We start from the raw sequence: 15703 nt of genomic DNA, 5'->3' as shown, positions 1-15703 counted from the left end.
CCAGTTTATCGGGACTTTCATGACCACAAGCGCAACCCCTTCGGATCTGCCCGTCGTGCAGGCAGGCTCTTTTCTCACGCTGCATTACCGCCTGGCGGGCCCTGCGGGCGATGTGATCAATACCTTCAACGAAAAGCCGGCGACGCTGTCGCTGGGTGCGGGCGAGCTGTCGCCGGCCATGGAAGACAAGCTGATCGGCCTGGCCGAGGGCACGCACACGACTTTCGAGCTGCCCGCAGGCGAGGCTTTTGGCGAGCGCAACCCCGACATGATGCAGTGGGTGGCCCGCAAGCTCATGAACGAGCTCGGCGACCCGCATGAGCAATACACCGCAGGCGATGTGGTGCAGTTCCCCACGCCCGATGGCAGCGGCAGCTACGCCGGCGCCGTGGTGCAGGTGCGCGAGGACGGCGCCGTGCTGTTCGACTTCAACCACCCGCTGGCCGGCCAGCCCGTGACGTTTGAAGTGAAGCTGATCGGGGTGCTCTGAAATGACACACCCCCTGAGCTGCTGCGCAGCTTCCCCCTTCAAGGGGGACGACGGCCTTTGCTGCGGGGCGGCCCTTGCTGCGGTCGGCCCGTGCCGCCGTCCCGCGCTTCAAGCGCGCCAGTGTCATGCCGTGCGAGTGGTGCGTAGCGCCAGGGGGTATTGAAATGGTGGGAGCCAAGGAAGTCCTGCTGGCCGAACCGCGCGGCTTTTGTGCCGGGGTGGATCGCGCCATCGAGATCGTGGAGCGGGCGCTGGCCAAGTTCGGTGCGCCCATCTATGTGCGCCACGAGATCGTGCACAACACTTTTGTGGTCAACGACCTCAAGGCCAAGGGCGCCATCTTCATCGAGGAGCTGGACGAAGTGCCGCCCGGCGCCACGCTGATCTTCTCGGCCCACGGCGTCTCCAAGGCCGTGCAGCAGGAGGCCGAGCGCCGCGGCTTTGCCATCTTCGATGCGACCTGCCCGCTGGTCACCAAGGTGCATGTGGAAGTCGCCAAGCTGGCCAAGGAAGGCTACGAGTTTCTCATGATCGGCCACAAGGGCCATCCCGAGGTCGAAGGCACCATGGGCCAGCTCTCCGAAGGCATTCACCTGGTCGAGGACGAGGGCGATGTGGCCAAGGTGGCGCCGCGCCAGACCGAAAAGCTGGCCGTGGTGACGCAGACCACGCTGTCGGTCGATGATGCCGCAGGCATCAAGGCCGCCATCAAGGCGCGCTTTCCAATGGTGCGCGAGCCCAAGCAGCAGGACATCTGCTATGCCACGCAAAACCGCCAGGACGCCGTGAAGGTGCTGGCACCTCAGGTGGATCTGGTCATCGTCGTCGGCAGTCCGACCAGCTCCAACAGCAACCGCCTGCGCGAGCTGGCCGATCGCCTGGGCACGCCCGCCTATATGGTGGACAACGCGCTCGAGCTCAGGGAAGAGTGGTTTGCCGATGCAGCCCGCGTGGGCCTGACGGCCGGTGCCTCGGCGCCCGAAGTGCTGGTCGACGAGGTCATCGCCCGCATCCGGCAGCTGGGGGCCGTCGCCGTGCGCAAGATGGACGGTATCGAGGAAACCATCAAGTTCCCGCTGCCCAAGGGGCTTAAGATCGATGCGGCCACGGGCCTGGAGATCGAAGTGCGCAAGGCGCCCGAGACCGGACATTGAGCTCTGACAAGCTGACTGCTTGTAACTTCATAGCGCCTTGCGCATGGTATTCAATGACTTCAGATGATTTTTATCTGAAAATCTATGAATAGCGTGCGTAAGGCGCTTTGCTTTTGATAGCTGACTGCTGCCATCCCCCGTGTACCGGCCGGGTGCGGCCAGTCGCTCTAAAATCCCCATCTATGCTCGACATTCAACTTCTCCGCAAAGACCTGGATTCAGTCGTCGCCCGACTGCAAACCCGCAAAAACCCCCAAGCCTTCCTGAACGTGGAAGCCTTCAAGGCGCTGGAATCCGAACGCAAGTCCATCCAGACGCGCACGGAGGAGCTGCAGTCCAAGCGCAACCAGCTGTCCAAGCAGATCGGCATGTTGATGGGCAAGGGCGAAAAGGATGCCGCCGAAGCCGCCAAGGCCGAAGTGGCCGCCATGAAGACCGAGCTGGAACAATCGGCCACACGCCTGGACCAGATCCAGACCGAGCTGCAGGCCATGCTGGCGGCCGTGCCCAATCTGCCTCATGAGTCCGTGCCCGTGGGCGCCGACGAAGAAGGCAATGTGGAAGTGCGCCGCTTCGGCACGCCCAGGAATTTCGACTTCGATATCAAGGATCACGTGGATCTGGGCGCGCCGATCGGCCTGGACTTCGAAGCCGGCGTCAAGCTCTCCGGTGCCCGCTTTACCGTGATGCAGGGCCAGATCGCGCGCCTGCACCGTGCGCTGGCCCAGTTCATGCTGGACCTGCAGACCGAGCAGCATGGCTACACCGAATGCTATGTGCCATACATTGTCAACAGCGATTCGCTCAAGGGCACGGGCCAGCTGCCCAAGTTCGAAGGCGATCTGTTTGCTGCCCAGAAGGGCGGCCAGGATGCCGAGCCCCTGCCCGATACCGCGGCTCTGTACCTGATTCCCACAGCCGAAGTGCCCCTGACGAATCTGGTGCGCGATGAAGTGCTGGCCGAAGACCGCCTGCCCATCAAGCTGACCGCACACAGCCCCTGCTTCCGTTCCGAAGCCGGCTCCGGCGGTCGCGACACGCGCGGTCTGATCCGTCAGCACCAGTTCGACAAGGTCGAGATGGTGCAGATCGTGCATCCCGAAAAGAGCTATGAAGCGCTGGAAGAAATGACCGGCCATGCCGAAGCCGTGCTGCAGAAGCTCGGCCTGCCATACCGCGTGATGAGCCTGTGCACGGGCGACATGGGCTTTGGCGCTGCCAAGACCTACGACCTGGAAGTCTGGGTGCCGGCACAGGGAACGTACCGCGAAATCAGCTCGGTCTCCAACTGCGAAGCCTTCCAGGCGCGCCGCATGCAGGCCCGCTTCAAGAATGCGCAGGGCAAGAACGAGCTGGTGCACACGCTCAACGGCTCCGGCCTGGCCGTGGGCCGTACGCTGGTCGCCGTGCTGGAGAACTATCAGAACGCCGACGGCTCGATCACCGTGCCCGAAGCACTGGTTTCGTATATGGGCGGCAAAACTTTGCTGAAGGCCTGATTTTTTAGGCTACAATAGATGCTTCGACACAGGAGAGGTGGCAGAGTGGTCGAATGTACCTGACTCGAAATCAGGCGTACGTGCAAACGTACCGTGGGTTCGAATCCCACCCTCTCCGCCAATGCGGCTGTAGCTCAGCTGGATAGAGTACTTGGCTACGAACCAAGGGGTCGTGGGTTCGATTCCTGCCAGCCGCACCAAACGTTAAGCCTCAGAGTAGAAATACTCTGAGGCTTTTTCGTTTCTGGCGTCTGCGGGAGATATGCGCTTGGCAGAAAGGCCCGGACACCGTGGTGTCCGGCCGGGCCTTGCTCAGGTCTCGCTCTATGGCTGCATCCCTGAGCTGGCCAGCACGGCCAGGGCGCAGGAAGCGATGCGGCTGGCCACCGAGTCGGAGCGGCTGGTCAGCACGATGGGCACGCGCATGCCCAGCACCAGGCCCGCACATTCGGCGTTGGCCATGTAGACCAGTTGCTTGTAGATCATGTTGCCGGCTTCCAGGTTGGGGGCCAGCAAGATATCGGGGCGACCGGCGACATCGGAGACTATGCCCTTGTTGTGCGCCGAGTGCAGGGAGATGGCGTTGTCGTAAGCCAGCGGACCGTCAAATATGCCGCCTGTGATCTGGCCGCGGTCGGCCATCTTGCACAGGGCTGCCGCATCGATGGTGCCGGGAATGGCCGGGTTGACGGTCTCCACCGCCGACAGCAGGGCCACGCGTGGCTGGACTATGCCGATGGCATGGGCCAGATCGACTGCGTTCTGGGCGATGTCGCGCTTTTCCATCAGGCTGGGGAAGATGTTGACCACGCAGTCGGTCATCAGCAGCGGGCGGTCGTAGCCGGGGACGTCCATGATGAAGACATGGCTGGCCCGGCGGCTGCCGCGCAGACCGGCTTCACGCGCCACGGCCGCACCCAGCAGATCGTCGCTGTGCAGGCTGCCCTTCATCAGGGCCAGGGCCTGGCCATCGCGGCACAGTGCTGCGGCCTGGGCCGCGGCGATGCGGGCGTCGTCCGCTGTGGAGTGGATCTCGGCGGCAGACAGATCCAGACCGGCAGAGCGAGCCGCAGCCTCGATGCGCTGCTGCGGCCCTACCAGCAGGGGCTTGATCAGGCCGGCCTCCGCTGCCTGCATGGCTGCCTGCACAGAGCCTGCATCGCAGGGGTAGGCCACGGCCACGGGAATCGGGCCGCGGGCCCGGGCCTGGTCGATCAATTGCTGGAGATGGGGACGCGGCGTGGCGGGTGCATCGTCGGCGGCCACGGCATGTGAGAGTGGGGGAGTCATGAACGCTCCTGCGGGAAGTACGGGGCCCGGCGTGAGCAACGCAGGGGGTCTGGGAGTCGGCTTTCGAGGGCCTTGCGCTTCACTCAGGTGCATGAAACCGGCGCGGCCCAACCCAGGGACACCGAGGAAGGGCCTGGGCTGGCCGCGCCGCCCCGCACCGAGGGTGTCGTCCCCCTCCCCCGCGAAGCGGGTAGAGAGGCGCCGTGCAACGAGGGGGAAGGCGCGCAGCGCCTCAGGGGGTGTCAGACAAAGTCTTTGTACTTGTCCAGCATGCGCACGGGCTTGGACAAGGCGTCGCGGCGGAAGGGGTCGCCGAGCTCGCGTGTGCACATGATCTCGATCACGCAGGTCTTGCCTTCCTTCATCTGCATGTCGATGGCCTTTTGCAGTGCCGGGCCCACGTCCTCGATATGGTCCACCACGATGCCTTCGGCACCCATGGCCTTGGCGATGTCGGAGAAGCTTTCGCTCTCCAGCTCGCCGGCCACGAAGCGGCGGTTGTAGAAGTCCACCTGGTTCTTCTTTTCCGCGCCCCACTGGCGGTTGTGGAACACCACGGCGGTCACGGGGATGTCGTGGCGCACGGCGGTCATGATTTCCATCATGCTCATGCCCCAGGCACCGTCACCTGCATAGGCAATGGCCGGGCGATCGGGGGCTGCACACTTGGCACCGATGATGGTGGGCAGGGCATAGCCGCAGTTGCCGAAGCTCATGGGAGCGAAGAAGCTGCGCGGCTCGTCGAAGCGCAGATAGCTGTTGGCCACCGAATTGATATTGCCGATGTCGGTGGACACCATGACGCGCGCCGGCATGGCTTTTTCGAGTTCTCGCAGCACCTGGCGGGGATGCAGATAGCTGCCGCCGGTCGGCGTGCGTTCGCCCTTGGCCTCTTCGATCATGTCCAGGCTGTAGGGGTCGCGCTCGTGGGTCCAGCCGTCGAGCTCCTTCTCCCAGGCGGCCTTTTCCGTGGCGATGGTGTCGGCGCGCGCAGCCTTGGTGGCGTCACAGCCCAGCGTCACATCGGCCAGACGCCTGCTCAGCTCGGCCGCTACGGCCTTGGCATCGCCGTTGATACCCACGGCGATCTTCTTGACCAGGCCCAGATTGGTGTGATCGGCCTCGATCTGGATGATCTTGGCGGTCTTGGGCCAGTAGTCCATGCCGTGCTGGGGCAGGGTGCCGAAGGGACCCATGCGCGAGCCCAGCGCAATCACCACGTCGGCCTGGGCGATCAGCTTCATGGCGGCCTTGGAGCCCTGGTAGCCCAGAGGGCCGGCCCACAGCGGGTGCTTGGCAGGGAAGGCGTCGTTGCGCAGATAGCCGGTGGCCACGGGTGCGCCCAGGCGCTCGGCCAGCTGCCTGGCTTCTTCCACCGCATCGCCCATGACCACGCCACCGCCGGCCAGGATCACCGGGAACTTGGCGGTCTTGAGCAGATCCACGGCGGCTTGCAGGCTGGCTTCGCCGCCATGGCCGCGGTCCACGCGCATGGGCTTGGGAATCTCGCACTCGATCTCGCCGTAGAAGTAGTCACGCGGAATATTGAGCTGGGTCGGGCCCATCTCGGACATGGCGCGGTCGAAGACGCGGCCCGTGAACTCGGCCATGCGCTTGGGGTTGCAGACATGGCCCTGGTACTTGGTGAACTCCTGGAACATGGGCAGCTGATTGGCCTCCTGGAAGCCGCCCAGGCCCATGCCCATGGTGCCGGTCTCGGGGGTCACGATCACCACCGGGCTGTGCGCCCAGTAGGCTGCGGCAATCCCGGTCACGCAGTTGCTGATGCCGGGGCCGTTCTGGCCAATCACCACGCCGTGGCGGCCCGAGACGCGGGCATAGCCGTCGGCCATATGGGCCGCACCTTGTTCATGCACCACCGGGATCAGGCGAATGCCTGCGGGGGCGAAGATGTCCATGGCATCCATGAAGGCGGAACCCATGATGCCGAACATCTCGCTGACGCCATTGGCGACGCAGGTTTCCACGAATGCTTCCGAAGGGGTCATCTTGTGAACGCCTTCAACCACTTTACGATTGTCCGTTGCAGCCATCTCTGTCTCCTTGAAAATTTGAAACCTATGGTTCCGAAAAAAGAAATAACGATGTCAGTCTATGGCATTTTTTTGTTTTCGTGCAAATAAATTTCTTTTTATGGAATAAATTGACTCGAAAAATGGAAATTAATATGATCGACAACGATATGAAGCACAGCGAAGACACCCCCTCGGCTCGCCTGGACGGAGACACGCCCAATCTGCGTTTGTTTGCGCTGCTGGAAGCCGTGGCGCAGAAGAGCCAGCCCTTCACCCTGCAGACCATGGTGGAAGAGACAGGGCTGCCCAAGCCGACCATGCACCGCATGCTTGCGCAGCTGGAAAGCGCCGGAATCCTGCAAAGAGATGGCAACGGTCGCCACTACGGCACGGGCCAGCGGCTGATGCGACTGGCGGAGAACGTGTTGCTCAACAACACCACGCATGGTGCAAGGCATGCGGTGCTGACCCAGCTGGTGCGCGAGCTCGGAGAGAGCTGCAACATCACGGCTTTTTCGGGCAGCGAGGTCCTGTATCTGGACCGTGTGGAGACGCCGGCGCCGCTGCGCTTTTATCTGCATCCGGGCTCGCGCGTGCCTGCACACTGTTCGGCCACGGGCAAGCTGTTCCTGAGCCAGATGTCGCCCGCCCAGCGCCGCCGGCTGCTGGCCAATGTGCCGCTGGAAGCGTTTACCGGCAATACGTTGACGACCTTCGAGGCGCTGGACCAGGAGCTCGATCAGGTGCGGGCGCAGGGCTACGCTTTCGACAACGAGGAGTTCCTGCCCGGTTTGCTGTGCCTTGGCGTGCTGGTGCCCGCGCCCCAGGGCAACTCCAATATGGGGCTTGCCGTGCAGGCCCCCATCATGCGTTTTTCCAAGGAGAAGGCCCTGTCCTTTCTTCCCAAGCTGCAGGCGGCCGTCGAGGCGATCGCCCGCATTAACGATGACGTTCCACCGGAAGCCGATGATGACTGACCTGAGCCAGCTGCAGCCCACCCGCACCGTCAGCGTGCGCGATGTATTTGGCATCGACACGGACATGACCGTGCCGGCTTTTGCCGAGCCGGGCGAACATGTTCCCGCCATTGACAAGGCCTACCGGCTGAATCCGCGGGTGACGCAAGCCATTCTGGCGGGCTTTGCGCACAACCGGCGCGTGGTCGTTCAGGGCCTGCACGGCACGGGCAAATCCACGCATATAGAGCAGGTGGCGGCGAGGTTGAACTGGCCCTGCATGCGCGTGAATCTGGACGGCCATATCAGCCGCCTGGATCTGGTGGGCAAGGACAGCATCGTGCTGCAGGATGGCAAGCAGGTGACCCAGTTTCAGGAGGGCATCCTGCCCTGGGCGCTGCAGCGGCCCGTGGCCATGGTGTTTGACGAGTACGACGCCGGACGCCCCGATGTGATGTTCGTCATCCAGCGGGTTCTGGAGCGTGAAGGCAGCTTTACCTTGCTCGATCAGAAGCGGGTGATCCAGCCGCATCCCTGCTTTCGGCTGTTTGCCACCATGAACACCCTGGGGCAGGGCAATCTCAACGGGCTCTATCACGGTACCCAGCAGCTCAACCATGCCCAGCTCGATCGCTGGAATCTTGTCACCAGCCTGAACTATCTTCCCCCGCAGGAGGAAGCGGCCATCGTGCTGGCGCGCGTGCCGCAGCTGGCCACTGCCGACGGGCGCCGCAAGGTGGACGCCATGGTGGCGCTGGCCGGGCTGACGCGCAAGGGCTTTGCCGTGGGGGATCTGTCCTTGCTGATGTCTCCGCGTACGGTGATCACCTGGGCTGAGAACATTTCCATCTTCCATGACCTGAAGCTGGCCTTCGAGCTGTCCTTCCTCAACAAATGCGAGCCTGCCGAGCGCGCCATCGTGAGCGAGTATTTCCAGCGCTGCTTTGCCCAGGAGCTGACGCAGCCCGAAGAACCAGCGCTGGCGTTTCTTGCATGAGCACGCAGACGCCCACCTCCTTGTCTCTGTCCCGCATGGAGGCCTGGGGCGGAGCCATGCTGCGCGCCATCACGGGCGACGCCGGCCTGCAATGGAGCGGTCAGACGCTGTATCGCGGCACCACGCCCATACCCCAGGCGGCGGCCCACCATAGCCAGGTGCCGGTGCAGCAGACGGATCAGCGCGGCCTGCTCGACAGCATGGGACTGCGTCTGCAGTGGAGCGACCAGGCCCTGTTCCAGTCGCATCTGCCCCAGGACCCGGTGGAGCGCATGGTGTTCGAGCTGCTCGAGCAATTGCGTGTGGAGAGCCTGGTGCCCGAGGCCTGGCCCGGAGCGCGCGAGAACATGCGCCAGCGCTTTGTGAACTGGTGCCAGGCCTTCATGGATTCCGGCCTCACGGAAAGCAGCCTGGGCATCTTGCTGTTTGCGGTGGCCATCACGGCCTGGAGCCGGCTGACCGGGCATGAGATACCTGAGCGCATGGCCGATCTGGTGGAGTCCACGCGGATGTCCCTGGCTTCCCCGCTGGGCCGGCACTGGGATGGGCTGCGGCGCTTCAGAGACCGGCAGCAGCAGTTTGTCGAGCCTGCCCTGGCCGTCAGCCGCTGGGTTGGAATGGCGGTGCGTGCGGCGCAGGACGATGCGCCGCGCGGTGCCGGTGGCCCCAGGCGGCGCAGCAGCTTTGCCCTGCCTCTGCACTTTGAGTCCCAGAGTCAGGACGGCATGCCCGTGGCGCAAAGCGGCGACAGCCGGGCCTGGGCCGGCACCGCGCAAAGCTACCGGGTTTTCACGCGCGAGTTCGATAGGGAAGTGCAGGCCGCTGAGTTGATCCGCGCGTTGCAGCTGGCCCAGTTCCGGGAGCAGATGGACGAGGAGCTGGCGCGCTCGGGATTGCAGCAGGCCGGGAGGCTGGCGCGCTATCTGCAGCAGCGCCTGGCCAGCACGCAGCGCAATGGCTGGAACTTCGGACTGGAGGAAGGCCATCTGGACGGCAGCCGCCTGTCCCTGTTGGTAACGGACCCGCAGCAGCGTGCGATTTTCAAGGACGAGATGCAGCGCCCCGTCAACGAGACCGCAGTCACCATTCTCATGGACTGCTCGGGCTCCATGAAAACCTTTGCCAGGCCCCTGTCGCTGTTGCTCGACGTGCTGGGGCGGGCGCTGGAGATGGCCGGTGCGAGCGTGGAGATACTGGGTTTTTCCACCCACGCCTGGAATGGCGGCAGAACGCGCCGCCTTTGGCAGCGCGCGGGCCAGCCCCAGTTTCCGGGGCGTCTCAACGAGCGCCTGCACATTGTCTTCAAGGACGGGGCCAGGCCCTGGCGTCACGCCCGGCATGGCATTGCGGCACTGCGCAAGCCCGACATCTTTCGAGAGGGCATAGACGGCGAGGCCGTGGAATGGGCGTGCCAGAGACTGCGCGCCCAGACCGCGCAGCGTCGCATCCTGCTGGTGGTCTCCGATGGCTGTCCCATGGACACGGCGACCCATCAGGCCAATGACGAGCATTATCTGGATCAGCATCTGCGGCAGGTTCTTGCCGCCCAGGAGCGCATGGGCGGCGTGAAGGTCTGCGCCCTGGGCGTCGGGCTGGATCTGGGGGTCTTCTACCGTCAAAGGCTTGCTGTCGATCTGCAGCACGATGTCGACGAGGCCTTGCTGTTTTCGGTGGCCGAGATGCTGTGCCGGCGATGACCCGGACGGAGGGTGCGACAGGTATCGCACAAGGCCGGGCAAGCCCAGGCAACAAACCGAAAAGCCGAAAAGCCGAAAAAACGGAAAACAGAAAAGCGGGAAGGCGCAATGCCTGCCCGCTGTCTGCTTGCCGCAGACATCCCCGTCGGGGAATCGGCCGGACTTACATGCGCCCCTTCCATGGAACCAGGCGCTTTTCGACCCAGCGCATGAACAGGTCGAAGACATAGGCGATCACACCGATGACGATGATGCCCATGATCACGATGTCGGTGCGCAGGAAGTTCGAGGCGTTGAGCACCATCTGACCCAGACCCACGTTCGCTGCCACCATTTCGGCGGCAACCAGAGTTGTCCAGCCAAAGCCGATGGCAATGCGCATGCCCACCAGAATGTCGGGCAGGGCCGCCGGCAAGATCACATGGCGGATCACCTGGAAGTAGCTCGCACCCATCGAATAGGCGGCATTGATCTGCTCCTGTGCTGCGCTGCGCATGCCCGAGCGGGCCGCCAGGGCCAAGGGCGCAAAGCAGCTCAGGAAGATCAGCAGAATCTTCGGCGTTTCATCGATGCCGAACCAGATGATGATCAGCGGCAGATAGGCCAGTGGCGGCAGAGGGCGGTAGAACTCGATGGGTGGGTCGAAGATGCCGCGTGCGATGCGTGACATCCCCATCGCAATGCCCAGCGGAACCGCAATCAGGAAGGCCAGCCAGAACGCCACGGTCACGCGCAGCAGACTTGCCGAGAAGTGCTGCCACAGCGGTTTGTCGTTGGCCTGCCCGGTCAGGTACTCATAGAACTGCTGGAACACCGCCTGCGGGCTGGGCAGGAACAAGGGCTTGATCCAGCCGAGATTGGTGGCGGCGAACCACAGTGCCAGCAGCACGGCCACGGTGACGATGCTGATAGAGAGGCTGGAGCCTTCACCAGGGGTCTTGAAGCGACTGGTCTTCACCGGTCCTGACGCCTGCGGGGCAGTGGCCTTGGGCTGCACGCGCGCTGTCGCGGTGGGCAGATGGTTGATTTGGACTGCTTCAGACATTGGCAGGCTCCCGGTGGTGAATCAGACTCAGAACTTCTTCGCGCATCCTGATGAAGTCGGGGCGCGACTTGACGGCACGCGCATCGCCGGTGCGCAGAAACTCATGGCAGAAGGGCATGTCGTCGTAGACATGGGAGATGCGGCCCGGGCTGGGGCTCATGACGATCAGCCGGCTGGCGAGAAACAGCGCCTCTTCCACCGAGTGGGTGATGAAGAACACCATCTTGTGGGTGGCATGCCATACGCGCAGCAGGATTTCCTGAACCTGCTCGCGCGTGAAGGCATCCAGTGCACCCATGGGCTCGTCCATCAGCAGCAGTGCGGGATCGTTGGCCAGCGCACGGGCAATGCCGACACGCTGCTGCATGCCTCCAGACAGTTCATAGACGGCACGCCTGGCGTAGCTCTGCAAGCCCACGAGGGCCAGCTTCTCTTCGGCGATCTGTGTGCGCGCCTTCAGATCCATGCCGCGCATGCGCAATCCCAGTGCGACGTTGTCGATCACATTGAGCCATGGCATCAGCGCATGCTTCTGAAACACCACCCCTTGATTGGCTCCGGGGCCCTGAATGGGTTTGCCGTCCAGCAGGATCTGGCCGCTGGACGGTGCCAGAAAGCCAGCCATGCAGTTGAGCAGTGTTGTCTTGCCGCAGCCCGATGCACCCAGAGCGACCACGAAGTCGCCTTCGTTCATGGTCAGGTTGACGGGCGCCAGGGCTTGCAAGTGTCCGCCCTTGACCTCGTAATTGACGGTCAGGTCACGTATATCCAGAGTCGGCATGACATTGCCCTCCTATGTGAAACAAAGCTGGGAGCCACGACGGCGCTGGCCGTCGTGGGCGGGCAGTCAGCGGCCGATTGCCTGCTTGACATAGCTGCTGGTCACGTACGCAGCGTAGTCGGGCTTGACCTCCTGAATCCGACCTTGTGACTTCAGAAACGTTGCGGTATTGGTCATGGCCTTGGCCGCACCGCCTTCCAGCCACTGCACGCCGAGCTGCTCTTCAGCGCTGGGGAAGCGGTAAAGCGCCATGGCTGCGGGCACGTCCTTGGGGTCGGCCTTGCTCCATTTGGCAATGGCCTTGATCTCGGGCGAATCGGGAGTCCACGTGGCCAGGTTGTCGCGCACCTGGGCGCTGGCCCGATTCAGGGCCTTGATGAACGCCACCATGAACTGGGGGTTTTCCTGGGCGAACTTGCTGCTCACGGCAATGCCCTCGAAGGTGGGATAGCCCATCTGCGCAATGGAGCCGGAGGTGGCAATCACCTTGCCCTTTTGCTTGACCTTGGCCAGTACCGGATCCCAGACAAAGGTGCCGTCGATATCGCCGCGCTCCCAGGCTGCGGCAATCTCTGGCGGGCGCATGTTCATGATGTTGACCTTGCGTGCGTCAACGCCTTCCTTGCCCAGGGCAGCGACCAGCTGGTAGTGCGCGGTGGAGACGAACGGCACGCCTATGCGCTTGCCCTCCATGCTCTTGAAACTGCTGATGCCGCCGCCATCGCGTGCCACCAGGGCTTCGGCACTGGCGATGTCTGCAGAGATCCAGAGCAGCTTGATGTCCTGCCCCTGGCTGGCCGCTGCGGTCAGCGGGCTGGAGCCCACCTCTCCCATCTGCACGTCGCCCGAGGCCATCGCCCGTATCACGTCGCCGCCACCCGAGAACATGCGCCAGTTGATCTTGTAGCCCGTCTCCTTTTCCACTTCACCCGATTCCATGACCAGGCGCAGAGGCACCAGCATGTCCTGGTTGGCGAAGGTCACGGTTTTCTGCTGCGCCAGCGCGAAGCCTGTCATGGCCAGTGCCGCCGTCGCAACACCCGCTTTCAGCATCCATCGTTTTTGCATTTTCATTGCCAATTTCTCCATGGTTAGAGCGATATCGGTTGAAGACTTAGACCAGAGAACCCTTGCTGTGCTCACTCTTGCTGACTGTTTTCCCATTCCCGCTTCTGGCTGAACCGGTTGAAAGCCGCATCGCGAGGCTCAAAGAGCTTTCTCAGCGGATCGTAGTGAGCAACCTTGTGAAGCCAGTAGGGCCAGTTGATGTGAATCGTTAGGTCCAGTCGCGCATGGTCCCGGATGGTGCGTGCAGCATGGATTGGCGTGCACCGCGACCGTGCATTGCAAAGCCTTGCATGGCGCGGCTTGCGCGGGATATCTCGGTTCTGGTGGAGGGCATTTTTGCGACGTCTGCATGGGCTTAGGTGGTTTCACTGATCGCAGACAGATGCGGGAGGATCGGGCTGTCCGAGAGGCATGAATGCTTGCGCAATATGCATGCCAGAGAGGCGGTTTTCCTGTGGCCGGGGCGCCGGGGTGTGCGCTGTACCGCATCCGCAGATAGGATGAAAAAAAGCACCTTCCTCGAGGAAGGTGCTTTTCGTTGCGTGAAGCCCGAACGGCGGCTGGCAGGGTCAGCTCTTCTCGTCGTTCATGTGATACCAGTGGTAGAGAAAGCGCTGGCCCATGCGGCGAAATGGTGCAAACGCCTCCGAGCGCACCATATTGAACACATTCGGATATTCGAGCGATGAGTTGTAGATTGGCAACTCGAAGGCCTTGAGGTTCTGACCTGCGATGCGCTGGGCCATGCGACGGCCTGCATGCGCAGAGAACGACACGCCGTTGCCGCCATAGCCGACCGCATAGAAGACGCTTTCCCTTGGATCGGGCTGGGTGATGCGCGGCATCATGTCGTGGCTTACATCGACCCAGCCCCACCAGGAGTAGTCCACCTGGATTCCCTTGAGGGCCGGGAACTTGTGGTGCAGGCCCTCGACCAGCTTGGCCATATGGACCGGATTGGGCGCATCGGCTCCGGTGATCGAGCTGCGGCTGCCGATCTGCACGCGGTTGTCGGGCAGCTTGCGGTAGTAAAAGCGCAGGGTACGGGTGTCGGTGATGACCTGCGTGGTCTTGAAATTGGTGGCGGCCAGCTCTTCTTGCGTCAAGGGCCTGGTGACCAGCGAGTTCGAGAGAATCGGCATGATTTTGGAGCGCAGGCTGGGGTGCAGGCCGTTGCTGGTATAGCCGCCGGTGGCAAAGCCGACGGCGCGTGCCTTGACCGTGCCGCCCGGTGTCTGGAGGTAATGCACGCCGTTGCGTGTCTCCATGCCCAGCACGGGACTGGCGGGATGCACCTTCACTCCCAGCTCGCGGGCCTTGCGCAGATAGCCGAATGCCAGCTTGAGCGGATGCACGCCAATGCCGTCGGGCTCATGCATCGCGCCACGGCAGTCGGCGTCGTCGACATAGTCGCGGCGCACTGCGTCGACGCTGAGTATGCGGGCGTCGTAGCCGAAGACTTCGCGCATGACGCGGGTCTCGTTGCGCAGAAAATCCATTTTTCTGTCGCGGTGGGCAATATACAAATGCCCTCCCGGCTGCGGCTCGCATTCTGGAAACTCCGCAACCAGTTTTTTGAACGTGTCGAATCCTTCGCGGATTTCCGCATCAAGTTTCAGGGCTGTGTCCTTGCCCCAGCGCTCTATCCACTGCGAGCGATAGAGGCGGCCGCTGGCATTCTGGCCCTGGCCGCCGTTGCGGCTGGTGCAGCCCCAGGCGCTCTGGTTGGCTTCGAGAACCACGGCGCGAATGCCGTGTTCGCGGGCCAGGAACAGGGCCGTGGACAGGCCCGTGAAGCCCGAGCCCACGATGACTACATCGGCCTCCATGTCGCCGCAGACCGGACCATCGTCCTCGGGTGGCCGGCCTGCCGTCCCTACCCAGTAGGTCGGAGCGTAGCCGGCGCCATGTCCGGGGTTTCTTGCAACCAGGGGGTCGTACTGCGGGTCGTATGGATTCAGATGGCTGGGGCGGATGTCCTCGGCTTTCATGGCGGTCGTCTCCTGGTGTGGCTGCGTTTGAAGCGGCGCTCTATTGCTATGGAATTGATGGACGCAAAGTCAATGCAGATGCACTGCTTGCGATGTCGAGAGCAGCATAGCCAGCCCCCTGTGTCGCTGGTTAGGGCCACGGCACAGGTTTTGATGGAGCCAGCATGCAAACCTGGCCATCCGAATCTCGGGATTGCCGCAGGTGGGCTGCGGCGAGTCTCTTGCCAACCGGGCGACCCATAGAGTCGCGCTCGTCGGGCAGGCCTGCTTCAGGCCGGAATGACCTGGCTGTGTCGGTCGCAACCTCAGGGAATGCATTGGAGCCCACCGAAACCCGTGCAGCCAGCGGGCGTGGCCGTGAACTTTCCCTGCGCCTGTGGCGGCGATGACCGCATTGAGCGTGTTGATGCTCTCCTATCGTTTTCACCTAAAGGAAGCGGCAGAAGAGGCGTTTGCCGACGGGCTTCGGTCTGCATCCGCAAGAGCTGCAGCAGAGCGTCGCGCTCAGAGGAGAAGCGGACTTTCTCAAGGCATTTTTCGGTGCGCGCCGCCGTCATTTCGCGAGGTATCCGCGCCTTGCGCGGCAAGGTCTTGGACTTAACGATAGCCGGCAACTGGCCCTACGAAATGGAGCCAGTGCTACCTACCATGAGCCATCGGAATTTCAGGCATTTTTCGATCGAAAGGGGTCGCTTTTGC

At 63.0% G+C, this 15703-nt stretch carries 12 protein-coding genes and 2 tRNA genes; 8 read left to right on the top strand and 6 right to left on the bottom strand.

What is annotated here, in order from left to right:
- Positions 1-19: 19 nt before the first annotated feature.
- From NOX35_RS21445 to NOX35_RS21425, 5 genes are all read left to right on the top strand, one after another.
- Entirely contained in the window at positions 20-490 is a 471-nt protein-coding gene (locus tag NOX35_RS21445) for a peptidylprolyl isomerase (RefSeq protein ID WP_003052041.1), read from the top strand.
- Positions 491-654: 164 nt separating this feature from the next.
- Positions 655-1644 (top strand): 4-hydroxy-3-methylbut-2-enyl diphosphate reductase, encoded by a 990-nt coding sequence (gene ispH / locus NOX35_RS21440; RefSeq protein WP_182284231.1) that lies wholly within the window; start codon positions 655-657, stop codon positions 1642-1644.
- Positions 1645-1826: 182 nt separating this feature from the next.
- Positions 1827-3143, top strand: coding sequence for a serine--tRNA ligase (gene serS, locus NOX35_RS21435; RefSeq protein ID WP_256494662.1), 1317 nt, complete (start codon positions 1827-1829; stop codon positions 3141-3143).
- A gap of 31 nt (positions 3144-3174) precedes the next feature.
- Positions 3175-3264, top strand: a tRNA-Ser gene (locus tag NOX35_RS21430).
- Between the two features lie 2 nt (positions 3265-3266).
- Positions 3267-3343 (top strand) — tRNA-Arg (locus tag NOX35_RS21425).
- A 124-nt stretch (positions 3344-3467) separates the two neighbouring features.
- On the opposite strand, the gene NOX35_RS21420 is transcribed toward NOX35_RS21425, so the two are convergent.
- Together NOX35_RS21420 and xsc are read right to left on the bottom strand one after the other, a co-directional pair.
- Entirely contained in the window at positions 3468-4433 is a 966-nt protein-coding gene (locus NOX35_RS21420; RefSeq protein ID WP_256494661.1) for a bifunctional enoyl-CoA hydratase/phosphate acetyltransferase, read from the bottom strand.
- Between the two features lie 242 nt (positions 4434-4675).
- Positions 4676-6487: a sulfoacetaldehyde acetyltransferase gene (xsc, locus tag NOX35_RS21415; protein WP_182284225.1), complete on the bottom strand. Its 1812-nt coding sequence runs from the start codon at positions 6485-6487 to the stop codon at positions 4676-4678.
- 134 nt (positions 6488-6621) lie between these two features.
- On the opposite strand from xsc, the gene NOX35_RS21410 reads away from it, so the two are divergent.
- From NOX35_RS21410 to NOX35_RS21400, 3 genes are read left to right on the top strand one after another with little or no spacing between them, the layout of a single operon-like run.
- Positions 6622-7446 carry an IclR family transcriptional regulator gene (locus NOX35_RS21410; protein WP_256494659.1) on the top strand — a complete coding sequence of 275 codons (825 nt, stop codon included), beginning with the start codon at positions 6622-6624 and terminating at the stop codon, positions 7444-7446.
- Positions 7439-8422, top strand: a complete 984-nt coding sequence (locus NOX35_RS21405; protein ID WP_182284221.1) for an AAA family ATPase — start codon at positions 7439-7441, stop codon at positions 8420-8422. Before NOX35_RS21410 ends, NOX35_RS21405 begins: the two co-directional genes overlap by 8 nt.
- Positions 8419-10119: a cobalt chelatase gene (locus NOX35_RS21400; protein WP_182284219.1), complete on the top strand. Its 1701-nt coding sequence runs from the start codon at positions 8419-8421 to the stop codon at positions 10117-10119. The genes NOX35_RS21405 and NOX35_RS21400 overlap by 4 nt, the downstream gene beginning before the upstream one ends.
- A 163-nt stretch (positions 10120-10282) precedes the next feature.
- Here the strand turns inward: NOX35_RS21400 and NOX35_RS21395 are convergent, their stop codons facing one another.
- The 4 genes from NOX35_RS21395 to NOX35_RS21380 form a co-directional block, all read right to left on the bottom strand.
- Positions 10283-11164 (bottom strand): ABC transporter permease subunit, encoded by an 882-nt coding sequence (locus NOX35_RS21395; protein ID WP_182284217.1) that lies wholly within the window; start codon positions 11162-11164, stop codon positions 10283-10285.
- A complete protein-coding gene (locus tag NOX35_RS21390; RefSeq protein WP_256494658.1) occupies positions 11157-11945 on the bottom strand; it encodes a taurine ABC transporter ATP-binding protein in 789 nt (262 codons plus the stop codon). Before NOX35_RS21390 ends, NOX35_RS21395 begins: the two co-directional genes overlap by 8 nt.
- A gap of 66 nt (positions 11946-12011) precedes the next feature.
- Positions 12012-13019: a taurine ABC transporter substrate-binding protein gene (gene tauA / locus NOX35_RS21385; protein ID WP_182284213.1), complete on the bottom strand. Its 1008-nt coding sequence runs from the start codon at positions 13017-13019 to the stop codon at positions 12012-12014.
- Between the two features lie 563 nt (positions 13020-13582).
- The gene (locus tag NOX35_RS21380; RefSeq protein ID WP_182284211.1) at positions 13583-15004 is read right to left on the bottom strand and encodes an FAD-binding oxidoreductase; all 1422 of its coding nucleotides are present in this window, start codon (positions 15002-15004) and stop codon (positions 13583-13585) included.
- Positions 15005-15703: the final 699 nt, after the last annotated feature.

Origin of the sequence: Comamonas sp. C11 (genome assembly GCF_024496285.1) — a bacterium.
Taxonomy (GTDB): domain Bacteria; phylum Pseudomonadota; class Gammaproteobacteria; order Burkholderiales; family Burkholderiaceae_C; genus Comamonas; species Comamonas testosteroni_F.
This window is presented reverse-complemented; position numbering and strand designations above follow the sequence as displayed.